The organism is Tamlana crocina (assembly GCA_040429635.1).
Classification (GTDB): domain Bacteria; phylum Bacteroidota; class Bacteroidia; order Flavobacteriales; family Flavobacteriaceae; genus Flavisericum; species Flavisericum crocinum.
The window spans coordinates 2728135-2744917 of the sequence record CP158972.1 but is presented as its reverse complement, the minus strand read 5'-3'; the positions used below and the strand labels follow the sequence as shown (position 1 = coordinate 2744917).

Annotated in this window: 10 protein-coding genes; all 10 read left to right on the top strand. The window is 35.3% G+C overall.

The window, feature by feature from the left end:
- Positions 1-11 precede the first annotated feature (11 nt).
- Positions 12-1937 (top strand): heparinase II/III family protein, encoded by a 1926-nt coding sequence (locus ABI125_12070; GenBank protein ID XCF05459.1) that lies wholly within the window; start codon positions 12-14, stop codon positions 1935-1937.
- Positions 1938-1954: 17 nt separating this feature from the next.
- Entirely contained in the window at positions 1955-4321 is a 2367-nt protein-coding gene (locus ABI125_12065) for a beta-galactosidase (protein XCF05458.1), read from the top strand.
- Positions 4322-4353: 32 nt separating this feature from the next.
- Positions 4354-5904, top strand: a complete 1551-nt coding sequence (locus ABI125_12060; protein ID XCF05457.1) for a sulfatase — start codon at positions 4354-4356, stop codon at positions 5902-5904.
- A 3-nt stretch (positions 5905-5907) separates the two neighbouring features.
- A complete protein-coding gene (locus ABI125_12055; GenBank protein XCF05456.1) occupies positions 5908-6996 on the top strand; it encodes a PKD domain-containing protein in 1089 nt (362 codons plus the stop codon).
- 338 nt (positions 6997-7334) lie between these two features.
- Positions 7335-8738: a sulfatase gene (locus tag ABI125_12050; GenBank protein XCF05455.1), complete on the top strand. Its 1404-nt coding sequence runs from the start codon at positions 7335-7337 to the stop codon at positions 8736-8738.
- 24 nt (positions 8739-8762) lie between these two features.
- The gene (locus tag ABI125_12045; protein XCF05454.1) at positions 8763-11039 is read left to right on the top strand and encodes a glycoside hydrolase family 3 N-terminal domain-containing protein; all 2277 of its coding nucleotides are present in this window, start codon (positions 8763-8765) and stop codon (positions 11037-11039) included.
- A 39-nt stretch (positions 11040-11078) separates the two neighbouring features.
- Entirely contained in the window at positions 11079-12131 is a 1053-nt protein-coding gene (rhaT, locus tag ABI125_12040) for an L-rhamnose/proton symporter RhaT (protein XCF05453.1), read from the top strand.
- A gap of 65 nt (positions 12132-12196) precedes the next feature.
- Complete coding sequence (locus ABI125_12035) at positions 12197-13657, top strand: sulfatase (GenBank protein XCF05452.1); 1461 nt, start codon at positions 12197-12199, stop codon at positions 13655-13657.
- A gap of 15 nt (positions 13658-13672) precedes the next feature.
- Positions 13673-14896, top strand: coding sequence for a mandelate racemase/muconate lactonizing enzyme family protein (locus ABI125_12030; protein XCF05451.1), 1224 nt, complete (start codon positions 13673-13675; stop codon positions 14894-14896).
- A gap of 110 nt (positions 14897-15006) precedes the next feature.
- The gene (locus ABI125_12025; protein XCF05450.1) at positions 15007-16689 is read left to right on the top strand and encodes a hypothetical protein; all 1683 of its coding nucleotides are present in this window, start codon (positions 15007-15009) and stop codon (positions 16687-16689) included.
- The last annotated feature ends 94 nt before the right edge of the window (positions 16690-16783 follow it).

The window sequence follows — 16783 nt, the reverse complement described above, 5'->3', positions numbered from 1 at the left end:
AAACAAGGTTTATGAAGAAATCAGTGATTTTATTTCTTGGGTTGGTTTGCTTAATTCAGCTCTCTGCTTCTGCTCAACGTAATTTCTTAACAAAATCTTGTACACTCGAAGAGCTCAAAGAAATGCTGGTGATGGATCAGCAATGGGTCAATTATCCCGCTTATACAAATCGGGAAGCGTGGAATAAATTACTTGGTAATCATAAGGAAGCCTTAGTTAGTCATGGTGAAGACTATTTAAATTATGAGTGGCAAGTAGTTAGGGCAACCGATTATCTCGATTATTCCAGAACGGGTAATCGCGATACCATGCAAGATCCATATTTTGATAATCAGGATGCGCTTAGTGCACTACTTCTAGCGGAATTGGCCGAAGGAAAAGGACGGTTTTTAGATCAGATTATTGATGGTGTATTTGTGAATTGCGAGATGACTAGTTGGGTGTTATCGGCACATTTTAAAATTTCAGCCAAGGAAGTTAAAAACCATTTCCCCGATATAAACGAAAACTTGATTGGCTTGTATTCTTCGCAAACCGGGGCTATGTTATCATGGGCATATTATTTCCTGAATAAGGAGTTTGATAAAGTCAATCCACTTATTTCAGAACGTATTCAATTTGAGGTGAAAAAGCGTATTCTAGAACCTTATATGAATATGAATTATTGGTGGACAGCACTTCCGCCTTATGCCAAAAACAAACCAAAAGTAAACAACTGGAATCCGTGGTGTAATGCTAATGTGTTGCAATGTTTTATGTTGATGGAAAATGATAAGGATAAATTGGCTGAAGCTGTGTATCGTTCCATGCAATCTGTAGACATGTTTATCAATGAAGATAAAGATGGTGCTTGCGACGAAGGTCCAGGTTATTGGGGTGTTGCCGCAGGAAAAATGTTTGATTATTTGGACTTACTAGAAAAACTTACCTCAGGAAAGGTTTCCATTTTTGACAAACCCGAAATAAAAGCCATGGCAGAATATGTTTATCGAGCTAATGTTGGCAAAGGCTGGGTAGTTAATTTTTCGGATGCATCAGCAAAAGCAAAAGGAAATCCTTATTTTATTTATGCTTTTGGAAAAGCGGTTGCAAGTCGAGATATGATGAGTTTTGCAGCCTATCTAAAGAAACAAAACCAAGAAACCACGATAGCTTACAAAAGAGATATAGATAGAGCCTTGAGAAGTGCAACCATTTCCAAAGCATTAGAAAGTACGACGCCAGTTTTTAAAGTCCCAGAGTATTCGTGGTATCCTAAAACAGAATACTGTTTTATGAGTAATAAAGAAGGACTTTTTTTAGCAGCTAAAGGAGGGTGCAATCAAGAAAACCATAACCATAATGATGTTGGGTCGTTTATGTTTTATGTAAATGCAATACCCTTATTTATTGATACAGGAGTGGGTGCTTACACGGCCAAAACGTTTGGCCCTGATCGTTACAGTATTTGGACCATGCAAAGCAACTATCACAATGTGCCGCTTATTAATGGCGTTGCACAAAGTCCAGGAGCAATTTTTAAAGCTACCAATACACGTTTTAATAAAAACCAAAAAACATTTACTACCGATATTTCTAAAGCATATCCAGAAAATGCAGGAATTACGTCGTGGATACGTACCTATCAATTACAAAAAGATGGTTTAATAATTAAAGATGAATTTGCATTGTCAGAGACATTCAAACCCAATCAGCTTAATTTTATGGCCTGGGGAGAGGTGAATTTGGAAAAACCAGGTGAAATTCTGGTAACTGCCAGGAACGAAATTGTTAAGCTCCTTTACGACGAAAACCAGTTTGAAGCTACCATAGAACCAATAGCGCTTACAGAAAAGAAATTGTCAAAAGTCTGGGGAAATACCATTTATAGGCTCACGCTAAAAGCTAAATCTATGGATATGGTTGGAAAGTATGAATTTGTAATACTAAAAATCTAAAAAAGAACAACTTGATTATGAAAAAAAGAATGCGTGTAGTCGTTTTATTGAGTGTGAATTTATTGATATGTTTTACAACTCATGCTCAAAAGCACACTGTTAACGTAAAAGGAAGAGGTTTGAATCCAATGCCTGTATTAGATAATTGGGGTGGAAAAAGAGCTGGTGGCACCCGTGTTTATGCCAACAATTATCACATTATGGAGGGAGGTAAACCTGTGGCAATAACCATGGGTGAGTTCCATCCACAGCGTTACCCTCAAGAGGAATGGGAAAACGCACTGCTTGAAATAAAAGCTGGCGGTATTAATACGATTTCTTTTTACGTATTCTGGTCACTTATAGAAGCCTATCCAGGACAATTTAATTTTTCTGGGAATAACAATATTCGATATTTTCTTGAGCTTTGTCAAAAGCACGGCTTAAAGGCTATTCCTCGTATTGGCCCTTTCAATAATTCCGAGTTTCTGGCTGGTGGACTTCCTCCTTGGATTTATGGAATGCCATATAATGAAAGAAGTAATGACTCTGGTTACTTAGAAGCTGTAAAGAAATATTACGGAGCACTATCTGAGCAAATGAAAGATTTATACTGGCAACAAGGTGGCCCAATTTACTATGTTCAGCTTGAAAATGAATTATCGAATGCACCTGTTTCTTGGGAAACATATTATAAAACTGCTGCAAGTGATGAACATAGAGGTCCTAAAGATGGAGAAGAGTGGACCAAACACTACAACAATTTGAGAGACATTGCTCAAGAAGTGGGTATAAATCCGTTGTATTTTTCAGCTACAGCATGGGGTAAATATCCTGGAGGTTTTCCTGAAGGATTTCTTCCTTTTTTTGGTGGTTATATGTATTTATTTCCTCCAGGCAAAAATAATAGTCCTATCACATCCTTCCGAACTTTTAAACATGTTGGAAAAGTGCCTGTAGGATTTTGTGAGTTGGGTGCAGCAGGAACTCCAGCTCGATTAAACTTTTCTATTTATCCACCAGCTCTAAGTGCAACTACTACTGCCACCACGGCATTGGGCAGTATGGAAACGCTAACCCTTGGTTATTATATGTATCACGGAGGTAGTAATCCTGTAAGCGAGCGTTTTGGCTTTATGGGTAAAACGAATAACATGGCAATGATTTCTTATGATTTCAGAGCGCCATTGAGTGAATTTGGAAAACCTCGTCCCGCATATTATATGCTTCGACCAATTCACCAGTTTTTGCTAAATTATTCAGAAGAATTAGCGAATACACAATTAGTAAAGCAAGATATAGAAGAGAAAAACCTAGATCATGCATGGATGAGATTAAGGGCACGCGCAAATAATAATAGTGGTTTTTTAATTACCTCTTATTATGGAAACGTGAATCACTTTAACGATACAGAAGTTAAAATTGAAGTAACTACAGATGATGGTATTATTCATTTTCCAAGTTCAGATAAAATAGCTGTTAAAAATGGTTTCAATTGTATTTTTCCTTTTAACTTAAATCTTAAAAATGGTGTCAAACTTATTTCGGCAACAGCACAACCAACATCAATTCTAAATACAAATGGTGAACATTACCAGTTTTTTATTTCTCCTTACGATCAGCTAGCGGAGTTTGTTATTGCAACAAAAGGTGCTAAGAGTATTTCTTATAATGGGCAAAATTTTAATGTAAATAAACCAAAGGTAACTATTAAAATAAGTCCTGATAAGAATAAAAAAATAAAAATTGTTTCGGAAAGTGGCAAAATTACCAATCTTGTCTTGCTGTCTAATGATGATGCAGAACATTCTATAGAGACAAATTTCAATGGGCAAAAGTATTTGCTCATTTCCAATCAAGATATTATTAGTACAAATTCTTCTATTTCACTATCAAAGTGTAAAACAAATGACTTTTCTTTTTTATCATTTCCACAGATAAAAGGTGTTTCCATAAAAGGGAAATCGGTTAAACCTAAAAAGAAAGGTCTTTTTACGGAATATAATATTTCGTTACCAAAAAAAAATGTGGCTCTAGATATTGTTAAAATTAATGATGTAAAAACTTCCCTTTTCTTAAAGCCTGAAGTGTTTGAAGAATTAAATGATGTTTATATAAGTTTTAATTTTAGTGGAGATATTTGCCGACTTTTTGATTTGAAAGATGGTACTATGATTGGAGATGAATTTGGTGGTTTTTGGCAAATAGGTTTAAAACGTTTTAAAGATCAGTTGGCTAATGATGGGCTCATGTTGCGAACAACTGCAGGTGCCGTAACTAAGAAAGTTACAACAGATGACGGTATGCTTCTTGATGAAAAAGCCACTGCAAAACAGAATAAAGTACGTATTGGCGAAATAATTGTTGAGCCAGAATATAAGGTGACTTTTGATATAAAAAACTAAAAAAATATTTTGAATAGTAATAAGAATTTATAATGAAAAAAATAGTAAATATTTTATTGATTGGTTTAGTATTCGTTACTACCCAAGCCCAAAGCAAGGACAACCAAAAAATGAATGTCGTATTTATTTTGGCCGACGATTTGGGTTGGGCAGATGTAACACTTTACGGCAAAACAAAGTTATATGAAACACCTAATTTAGAACGTTTAGCTGCACGTGGTGTCACTTTTAATCGTGCTTATGCTGCAAGTCCATTATGCTCACCTACAAGAGCAAGTATTTTAACAGGACAAACACCCGCAAGAACAGGAATTACTTCTCCTGCGGCACATCTACCTAAAATACAGTTAAAAGCCTCAAGACCTCCAAAATCAGACCCTGGTTCTAAATCTATAGCCTGTACACCGGTAACCAGATTAGATACCATAATTCCAACGCTCGGTAAACTATTAAAAGCAGATGGTTACAACACCGCTCATTTCGGGAAATGGCATTTGGGCAAAGAACCATATACGCCTATACAGCATGGTTTTGATGTTGATATTCCGCATTGGCATGGACCAGGCCCTGCAGGTAGTTTTGTAGCACCATGGAAATACCCAAATTTTAAAGCGAATTATGAAAATGAGCACATTGAAGATAGAATGGCAGATGAAGCCATTAACTGGTTACGTTCTATAGATTTAAATGAGCCATTTTTTATGAATTACTGGCAATTTTCGGTACATGCCCCTTTTGATGCTAAAGAAAGTTTAATAAAATATTACCAGTCTAAAATAGATTTTACAGACTTACAACATTCGCCAACCTACGCAGCTATGGTACATTCTTTAGACCAAGCAGTTGGGAGACTTTTAGATGAAATTGATAGGTTAGGCATTAGTGATAGAACCGCCATTGTATTTTTTAGTGATAATGGAGGAAACATGTATAATGGAATTCGTGAAACAACGCAATCAGGAGAAGAATTTATTACAGAACCAACCAGTAACCGTCCTTTAAGAGGTGGTAAAGCTACGATTTATGAAGGCGGAACAAGAGTGCCTTGCATCGTGGCTTGGCCAAAATTAACAGCACCTGGATCTAGATCAGATGTTATGATTCAATCAACCGATTTTTACCCAACAATATTGAATCAGTTAGGCATTAAATTACCTAAAAAACATAACATTGATGGTGTTGATATTGCCAACGCCTTAAAAGGAGAAGATCAGGATAGGGGACCAATAATCACGTTCTTTCCTGATCAGCCTAAAATACCAGATTGGTTGCCGCCATCGGTTTCAGTTCATGAAGGTGAATGGAAGCTCATAAGAGTGTTTCATAACGGACAGGATTTTGCACACCAATATTTCTTATACAATTTAAAGCAAGATATTGGGGAGGTACATAATCTTGCCGCAAAGTATCCCGAAAAAGTAAAACAATTAGATGCTATTATTGAAGCCCATTTAAAGGATGCCAACACAGTGGTGCCAATTCCAAATCCAACATTCGACCCAGAAAAATATCATCCAGAAGATATAGGAATTCAAAAAGGAGGTTTGCGTGTGGCAAAAAGAATTGATAGGACTAAAAAATAGAAAATGCGTTCACTATTTTATTTTCTGGTAATTATGTTTTTTGGTTTAGGTATGCCACAGTCGCATGCCCAATCCAATCGCGATACCATTTACCCGATTTTTCAATTTCCAAAACACAAAATGCCGCGAATAGATGGCGACTTTTCCGATTGGAATCTGGTTCCAGATACGTATGCCATAGGTTTAGACCAAATGAAAGAATCTATTAATGGTATTGGCTTTAATCTTGATGCAAACGATTTGGATATCAGTGTTAAAGTGGGATGGGTAAAAGACCTGAACCGATTATATTTTTACGTTGAGGTTTTTGATGATTTCTGGGAATTTGAACAACTCGATATTAGACAAGATATTTTTGAATTGGTAGTTGATGCCGATGTTTCTGGTGGTAATTTCATAAAAAAATGGAACGCAAACAAAAAACATATTCCTATTGAAGAATTACATTTTAGAGGTCATGGGGCGCATGCACAGAACTACCACGTTTTTATGCCTGCCGTAAATAAGGACTGGGCCATGGTTTGGGGTAATACGCCTTGGATTAAAGACTTCCCTTATGCCAATGCTGCCTATCAACATAATTTAGAACAAGGAAAATCCGGAACACTTAAAATGGAATTTTGGATTACGCCATTCGATTATGCCGCCATTGAAGGTATCGACCGTTCTGCGGTTTCAAAACTAAAAGAAAATGAAATTATTGCTTTATCATGGTGTGTTTTGGATTATGATGACGAAAATAAGGAAAGAAAGGATTTTATAAACCTAGCACATAATATTAAAATGATTCATGATGGCGATTTTATGAATCATTTTAGGTTGATGCCTTTAATAAGCGAATTGAAGCCAGAATTGCAGGCCAATTGGTCTTTTGTTGAGGTAGATAGAGACAGGCGTGTTTTCGCTTTTAAAGATGAGTCTGTTGGTGACGTTGAAAAGTGGACTTGGGATTTTGGAGATGGAACTACATCTAGTGAACAAAATCCGGTGCATCAATACAATATAGGAGACCATTGGACGGTGGTGCTTACTGTTGAAAATAAAGATGGCAAATCCATACGCTCTAAAGTTTGGGATGTGGTTACAAAATAGGTTGAAATAGTTTTTTATGCTTAAAAATGAAAACTATCAATCTGAGAAATAAAAATCAGCAACAAAACCACAGCTATTTATATTAGGGGGGGGAACGAAAGACAAGGCTCTATACAAGCAGTAAGAAAAAAAAATTGGAAAGTTGTAAAGTTTGACCAGAAACCTGTGGACCTTTACAACCTAAATCAGGATATAAGCGAGCAAAATAATATTGTAAGAACAGCATCCTGAAAAAACCAAAGAACTATTATATTTAATCAATAATTCTAGAACAGAACATCTAGAGTTTCCTTTGATAAAAAAGACGCTTAAAAAATAATCATTTGCATCACCTAAATATGAGAATACATCTAATACTATTCACTCTTTTGAGTACCTTGATTAGCTCTTGTAATAGCAAATCAAATCGAAAGCAAAATACCAAACCCAATATCGTTATCATTAATGTAGATGATATGGGTTGGCGAGATGTAGGTTTTATGGGAAGTGAGTATTACGAAACACCAAATATTGATGCGCTTTCTGCTCAAGGTATGGTATTTACAAATGGCTATGCCGCATCAGCGAATTGTGCGCCGAGTAGAGCCTGTTTAATGACAGGGTTATGGACACCACGTCATGGTATTTACACGGTTAATTCTTCTGAAAGAGGACAATCGAGAGACCGAAAACTTATTCCAACACCAAATACAACCATATTAGCACCAACTCATGCAATCATTCCTAAGGTTTTAAAAAAGAATGGTTATAAAACCTGTCATGCAGGGAAATGGCACTTGAGTCACAACCCCTTAGAATATGGGTTTGATGTGAATATTGGAGGAAGTCATGCAGGAGCTCCAAGAAGCTATAATCCTCCCTACAAAAATGTAAAACTGGAGAAAGGAAAAAGCGAATATTTAACCGATTTGATAATGGAAAACACATTGAAATTTGTAGATACAATTTCATCTCCCTTTTTTCTCTATTATTCGCCTTATGCAGTACACACGCCCATAATGCCAGTAGATAGTTTGTTACCTAAATACAAAAATAAAGCGTCTTGGAATGGTCAAGGAAATTCAAATTACGCAACTATGGTGGATAATTTAGATAGAAATATTGGGTTGCTCATCAAAGTACTAAAAGACAAAAATCTTTTTGATAATACTTTGATTGTATTTACCTCAGATAATGGTGGTTTGTATGGTATTACTAAACAAAAACCCTTGCGAGCAGGAAAGGGCAGTTATTATGAGGGTGGTATTAGAGAGCCGTTTTTCTTTGTCTTAAACGATAGAATTAAACCAAATGTTAAGAGTGAAGTACCCATATCTAACTTAGATGTATTTCCAACAATTTTGAAATATGCTGGAGTGAAAAATTCTAGTTTAGCTTTAGATGGTAATAATCTATCTTCAATTTTAGAAGGAAATGAAGACAAGTTAGAGCGTTCCTTATTTTGGCATTTTCCTATCTATCTTCAGGCTTATTATAAAAACGATAATGAAAATAGAGACCCTTTATTTAGAACACGCCCAGGTTCTGTAATACGAAAAGGCGATTGGAAATTGCATTATTATTTTGAAGACGATGGTATAGAATTGTACAATTTAGCTGAAGATATTGGAGAATTAAATAATCTGGCATCTGCAAAATCAAGTAAAAAAGAAGAATTATTAGGCGATTTAAAAAGCTGGTGGAAAACAACCAATGCTCCAATACCTATTGAATTAAATCCAGAGTATATCAACGAAAAATAACCCTATTTAAAATTTAACTGAAAAATGAAGTTTTTATCAAACTATAACACACGTATTTTATCAATTATTTTGATGATATTACCATCAATAATTACCGCACAAAAATTAATCTATAAAGACGCTTCTCTACCAATTGAAGAAAGAGTAAGTGATTTATTGAGTAGAATGACCGTTGAAGAAAAAGTTGGTCAAATGTTAATGTTTGGAGCTCATAGGATTACAAAAAAAGGTACAGATGGAGCCTTGGTTATAACCCAATGGGGTAAACCACATTTATCAAACAGTTTAGGTGGTATAAAATTTCCTTTTCAAGAAGAATCTCCTGAAGAATCTGCAAGACTAAATAATAAACTTCAAAAAAAGATTATAGAATCAAATCGATTTGGAATTCCTACGTTATTTGTTGGAGAAGCCTACAATGGTGTAGATGCTAAAGGATGTACTGTTTTTGGTCGCCCACTTAATTTAGCAACTTCTTGGAATTTAGAACTTACCAATGATGTTTGGAGTGTTATTGGGCGCGAATCTCGTTTAAGAGGATGGCATATGGTACATTCACCAGTTGGAGATATTGCCAGAGACCCTCGTTTTGGAAGAATGAGTGAAGGTTATGGAGAAGATACTTATTTAACTACAGAAATGTTAGTCGCAGCAGTAAAGGGTGTGCAGGGTAGTTATGATAAAAGCGCTCCTAATACGACACATATTGGCGCCGTTGTGAAGCATTTTGCTGGGTATAGCCAAGTGGTTGGTGGTCGTAATTTTGCTGCTGTAGAGGTTTCTCCTCGTGTTTTACGAGATGAATTATTACCTCCTTTTAAAGCGGCAGTTCAAAGAGGGCATGCTTTAGCCATAATGCCATCTCATGGAGATATTAATGGAGTAGCGAGTCATGGAAACCCATGGCTGTTAACAGAATTGTTACGTAATCAGTGGGGGTTTAATGGTTATGTGGTTTCCGATGCTTATGATGTTGGGCGTTTAAACTTTCTAATGAAGGTAGCAGAAAATAAGGAAGAAGCTGTAAAACTTGGTTTAAAAGCAGGAGTGGATTTAGATTTATATAGTGAAGACGTATATGTACTCCTTCCAGAAATGGTGAAAAAGGATCCAAGTTTACTGCCTTATATTGATAGGGCAGCAGCAAATATGTTACGCACAAAATTTATTTTAGGACTTTTTGACAATCCATATATAGATGCTAATGAAACAAAGAAAGAAGTGCGTTCTAAAACTAACCTGTTGTTAGCTAAAAAGATGGATCAAGAGTCTTTGGTTTTATTAAAAAACGAGAATGATATATTACCTCTAAGTAAAAAAACACCTCGTAAAATAGCTTTAATTGGTCCTCTTTTAGGTGAAGAAACAGTAAGTGCTTTTAATAAAATAGCTGGTAAAAAAGTTTCTTTTGTTGCAGAAAAAGGATATGAATTAACAAACAGAAATACGAAACATCCTGAGTTAACACCAAGAAATGACAAAGCTCTTGATAAAATGGTAAATCTTGCTAAAGATGCCGATATTTCCATACTTTTTGTTGGAGGAGATCGTTTTACAGCCCAAGAAGCAACCTTTTTTAAATGGGTTATTGGAGATCGTGCCACAATTGAACCTGTTGGGGAACAAAATGAGTTAATTCAAAGAGTAAAAGCTTTAGGCAAACCTGTTATTGTGGTGTTAAAACACCGAAGAACGTTGGCATTTAACGTTATAAATGAAAATGCTGATGCTGTTTTAGATTGTTGGGAAATGACAGAATTTGGCGATGAGTTAATCGCAAAAGCATTGTTTGGAGAGTTTTCTCCTTCAGGGAAGTTACCTGTAACGGTGCCACGTACAATTGGTCAAATTCCTTACCATTATAGTATGAAAGAAATTAGTTTCTTTAAAGATTATTTATTTTTAGAATCTGGACCATTATATCCTTTTGGTTTTGGATTGAGTTATACCAAGTTCGCATATTCGGAACCTAAATTATCAAGTGATGTTTTAGAAAGAGATGGAATCATAAAAGTAAGTGTAAATGTTACCAATACAGGAAAAGTTACGGCTAAAGAAGTGGTGCAAATGTATGTTAAAGATATGTTTGGTTCGGTATTGCGACCTGATAAAGAGCTAAAAGGTTTTGAAAAAATTGAATTAAAACCAAATGAAACAAAAACGGTTGAGTTTACAATTAGACCAGAAATGTTAGTTTTTACAGGAATAGAAATGAAGCCTGTTTTAGAGGCTGGAGATTATGAAGTTATGATTGGTACGTCTTCTCAAGAATATAAGAAAACATCATTTCGATTAAAATAACAGCATTCAAAATAGAATTAGGATTTAAATTAAAAAAAGATGCAAGCAATATTAGGAGTATTATTTCATTCGTTAGGAGGTATAGCAGCAGGTAGCTTTTACATGCCTTACAACAAAGTAAAAGGTTGGTCTTGGGAAACCTATTGGATGGTAGGAGGCGTAATGTCTTGGCTCATTGTGCCGCCAATAGCTGCTTATTTAACAGTTCCGGGTTTTTTAGAAATTATTACTGCTAGCCCTAGTACAATTATTGGTTTTACTTTTTTAATGGGACTGCTATGGGGTGTAGGAGGATTGTCTTATGGTTTGGGGGTGCGTTATTTGGGCATGTCTTTAGGGAACTCTGTTGTACTTGGTTTTTGCTCAGTTTTTGGAGCATTAGTGCCTTCAATATATTATAATTTTAATCCTGAAGCAGGTAAAACTACGTTTACAGAGATGTTAGCTTCATCAGGTGGAAGAGTAGTTTTATTGGGGGTTTTGGTTTGTTTACTAGGTATTATTCTTTCTGGTAAAGCAGGCATGATGAAAGAAGGAGAACTTTCTGAGGAGGAAAAAAAGAAAAGTGTTCTAGAATTTAATTTAGTAAAAGGGCTGATTGTGGCTACACTTTCTGGAATACTAAGTGCATTTTTTAGCTTTGGGATTGAGGCAGGAAAACCACTAGCAGATGCAGCAGTTGCCGCAGGTTATGACCATTTGTATGCAAACAACGTTACTTTTGTTGTAATTCTTTGGGGCGGTTTGGTAACAAATTTCATCTGGACAACTTATTTAAGTATTAAAAATAAGGCCTATAAAGACTTTACAAACAAGCAAACACCAATTTCTAAAAATTTACTATTTTCTGCTTTAGCAGGAACTATATGGTTTTTGCAATTCTTCTTTTATGGTATGGGAGAGAGCAAATTGGGTAGTGGTGCTAGTTCTTGGATTTTACATATGTCCACCATTATTTTAACAGCGAACCTTTGGGGTATCTATAGAAAGGAATGGAAAGGTGTTGCTAAAAAGACTAAACTAACAATAACAGCAGGTATTGTTGTAATTTTACTTTCAGTTGTTTTAGTAGGAATTGGTAACTCTATATAATTTTACCAAATGGATATTACTCTCCTTATTGAAGAGATTTTTTTGAATAAATTAAATGTAGAATAATGAAAAATCAAAGATTAAAATATTACTTATTAGTTTTAGTAACTATAATCATGTGCTCATGTAAAAATAAATCACTCGAAGAAAAGAGTGTAACTCAAAAACCCAACCTGCTCTTCATTTTTGCAGACCAATACAGGCAAGCATCACTAGGATTTTTAAACGAAGACCCTGTGTACACACCCAACATAGACCAATTAGCAAAAGAAGGTGTGTTTTTTAGTGAAGCAGTAGCAAACAACCCTTTATGTAGTCCGTATAGAGCTATGTTAATGACAGGACGTTATTCACTCTCAAATGGTGTCGTAGAAAATTGTAATTCCCAAAGAACGGCCTTGGGTAACTATTTAAAGAAGAGTGAAGTTTGTATTTCAGATGTTTTGGCAACCAATGGTTATAGTGCTGGTTATGTAGGGAAATGGCATTTAGATGGTCCAGAACCTACACCACCAGATGTAAAACGCGTTTGGGATGCTTGGTGTCCTCCAGATAGAAGGCATGGCTTCTCTTTTTGGTATGCGTATGGCACTCACAATAGGCATAATGCACCTTATTATTGGACTACAAATGCTAAAGAAGATGAAAAAACATACATCAAAAAATGGTCTGCAGAACACGAGGCTGATGTTATTATGGATTATTTAGATAACACTGAGAATCAGCGAAAAAGTAAAGAGCCATTTGCCTTGTTTTGGTCTATTAATCCACCACATACACCGTTCAAGCAAGTGCCAGAACGGTACCAAAAACGTTATGAAGGGCTAGATTATAAGGAGGTTTTAAATCGCCCAAATGTTCAATTTACTGATAATTATGAATTAAAACGAGGAGACCATGGTGTAGAAAAACGATTAAATGAAGCTACAGATTATTTTGCATCTGTAAATGGGGTTGATGACCAAATAGGTCGTGTTATCAAAAAATTAAAGGAGAAAGGTTTATATGACAATACTATTATTGTGTTTTCTTCAGACCATGGAGAAATGTTAGGAAGCCAAGGGTTGATGCATAAAAATGTATGGTTTAAAGAGGCTTATAGGATTCCTTTAATTGTTCATTATCCGAAAAAAATAAAACCAAAAACTGAAGATTTGTTGATTTCTGTTCCAGATTATATGCCAACACTTTTGGGGTTAATGGATTTAAAGACTGAAATCCCTAAAGCGGTTGAAGGTATTGATTATTCTAATCTGTTTTTCGATAAAGAAGTGATACGCCCAGAAAAACAGTTGTATTTTGCTGGTAAAAGTTTTGCGTCTAAAGGTGATGCCAGAGGCTTCAGGACTAAAGACTATACCTTTGCTGTGGTAAAACATGAAAATGGCGATAAGTTTCATTATCTCTATCATGATGCTGAAGACCCATATCAAATGACCAATATTTGGGGTAAAAATCCTGAGCTAGACCAAAAAATGGAAACAGAATTAGCTGAATTGCTAACCTCGATGAATGACCCTTGGTAAACTAAATTAGCACAAATGAAAACAAACCGTCGAAATTTTATAAAAGGTATCTCTAGTGTTGGATTATTCAGTTTGTCCTATCCTTTATTATCATCTTGTATCAGTGATAAAAACGTATTGACTGAGAAAATCACAAAAATTGAATTTTACCAATACAACATCAATATTCCACGTTATTTTTCTTTTGGTACGTGGCTGAATCGTCAGCATATATTTATGAAAATTAATGCAGGCGATTATTATGGTTGGTCCGAAATTCCTGCTTCAAGAAATAATCCAGATGTAGATTTAAGTCCATGGGTACAATATGTAAAACAATTTAAAGGATTAAGTGTTTTAGAAGCACAAAAGTTGTTGCAATCGCAACAAGTAAAGGGTTCTAAAATATCTTTTAAATATTTAGAGTTGATGGATATGGGCTTGCTTGATTTGGCGGGTCGTTTGCAAAATAAGCCTTCAATTGAATTGTTAGGTTTGCATCAAAAAGAAGCAGTTCCTGGCTTGTATTGCATTCTCCATAAGGATGAAGATAAAGTACGTGAAGAAGCCCAAAAAAGTCTAAAACAAAACCTTGGACATCATATGAAATTCAAAATGTATGGAGATGTTGAGGTTGATTTAAAATTACTTCGAATTATTCGCGAGGTTCTAGGAAAAGATGCTGTTGTGATTTCAGATGTCAATAAAGGGTATAAAAAATGGAAATCGCTAGAAGAATTGGCTGAGATTATGAATACTTTTAAAGAGAATGGACTTAATGCCATTGAAGACCCAGCACCATTAACCACAGATCAATGGATTGCGCTTCAAAACATGACTGGAAATTTAGATTTAATTCCAGATGCACCCATGCGACCTGCTTGGGTTGGAGCAGATAAATTACAAAAAGGCATGGGGCGCATTATAAACTTGCATCCATCAACCATGGGAAGTTTTTACCATACAGCCTTGTTGGTAAAAGAGGTGCAAGCTATTGGCGCAAAAGTGATGATTGGAGATGATAGTTTGGTGGGGCCTGCATGTACCGCGTGGCAACAAATAGCCATTGGAGCTGGAGCCAATTGGGTTGAGGCGATAGAAAAGGAAGAAGACTCCAAACTTTACTTAGAATGCGTTCAATCTTCGGCCACAAAAAAGCGTAATAATGGCTATTATGAGCTTAACCCAAAACCAGGTTTTGGATTGGAATTGGACGAAAAAAGACTAAAAACAGTTTGTAGTTCTTATATAGTGGTATAAAAGGAAAATATGTTCTTCCTTAAACAATGCTGAAACTTTATCAATTTAGATAACCTTTTTTAAGTACTTGGTTTTTTTGTTAGAAATTAACTGAAATGGATTCACAGTAAATGATATTTATTGAAATGAAAATACCTATCCTACTAAAATGTACTTTATTAGTCTTTATAAACCTTAACATATGTGGAGCTCAGGTGAAGTTGTTTACTGATTTTACAAATGAAAAATCAAGGAAATTGCCTGTTCATGATATATGGAGTGTTGCCAATAGAATTAGTCCAACAGCGGGTTCAAATGTTCGTGAAGGATTAAAAATGAACATCGTAAGGATGATTGGTGGTATTAAAAAAGACGTTAACGGAGTTCCTCAAAAAGATTTGGATTTCGACCCATGTTTATATGATTCAATCAATAACGTTTATGTTTACAGGTGGGAGCCTCTTATTGAAAGATTAGATAAGCTCATAAATTCGCATACAGAAATTTTTCAAATTGCTTTAGACCAACCACCATGGGCTTTTCAGCATGGTTATACATTTATTCCAAATGAAGAAAGAGATAGTATTAACTTTCGCGAACATGAAAAAATGTCAAAATATGGTAACTCGCTTCCTCCAGCTAATAAACAGGCCTACCATGATTTTATAAAGGCATTAATGATTAAATTGGTTGAAACCTATGGAAAAGAGAAGGTTCTGTCATGGCGTTTTAGAGTAGGCTCAGAAATAGAAACTCCAGAACATTGGTACGGTACCAAACAGGATTTTATTGAGCATTTTGCAAATACTGAAAGTGCCGTAAGATCTGTTTTGCCAGAGGCAGTAATAGGTTTGCATACCAGAGAGCCTGGGTTTTTAAAAAAAGGGAAAAAGTTAAATTATAAGGGAGAACCTTTTGCTTCTTTTATAGAAGATTTAATAGATTATAATTACGCTAATAACATTAAGTGTGACTTTTGGGGGCTTTCAAACTATATAACAATTGATGACACTGAAGATAGAGATATGCGAAGTAAGTACTCCGAGATTTTCGCACCTCTTATTAATAATCCGAAATGGAACCCAGAGACTACAATAGACCTCATGGAATATAGTACGGTAACAACAATGAATGGAGCTGATGATAGGGGTGTTCTGGTTACCTGTGAAACCTCACATAGAGACATTTTAGAGTTGGCTTACTCCAATATGTTTTACAAGAATAGAGACAAAGGTTTAAGGTTTATTTACAGGTGGTCCAACGGAATTGGAAGTGAAGATCCTGCGGGCATTAAAGAGTTGAAAAATATGTTGGGTTTGATTCGTTATGAAACTAGTGTAATTGGAAACCCAAATACTTCTACCAACGAATTGGATGCTATTTTTGCAAGAAATGCCACGAAAAATGAGTATGATGTTTTAGTTTACAATTATAATAGTAATTCACTTGACTATAGAAAAAGCGAACCAATAGTTGTTTCCTTTATTACAGATTTACCAGTAGGAACGAAGCTGTATTACAGAAGTAAAATCTACGGCGAAGCGAACAACAAGCTTCAAAATTTTTTAGTTAGTAACTCAAATTTTGTGAAAAGTGATTTTGACAATAAAGGAGCTCCGCATCGTACTTTAACGCGTGAAGGCTATAGAGCCTACAAAAAATATAAAAATCCAAATCCTAGTGTGTTTACAGAATGGAGAAGTGTAATTACTACGGCAAGAAAAGATGGTAAAGCTGGATCTGAAGTTAGCGTGAAAACAGAAATAAGGTCTTTTGCTTTTGAGAAATTAGGGTTTAGGCCCAAAATGTTGTAATGTATTCTACAACGCTGGTATTTGAATGGTATTGGGAATTATATATATCAATATTTGGTGAGTGTCGATTCCCAAAACTCATTTGCTTTTATAG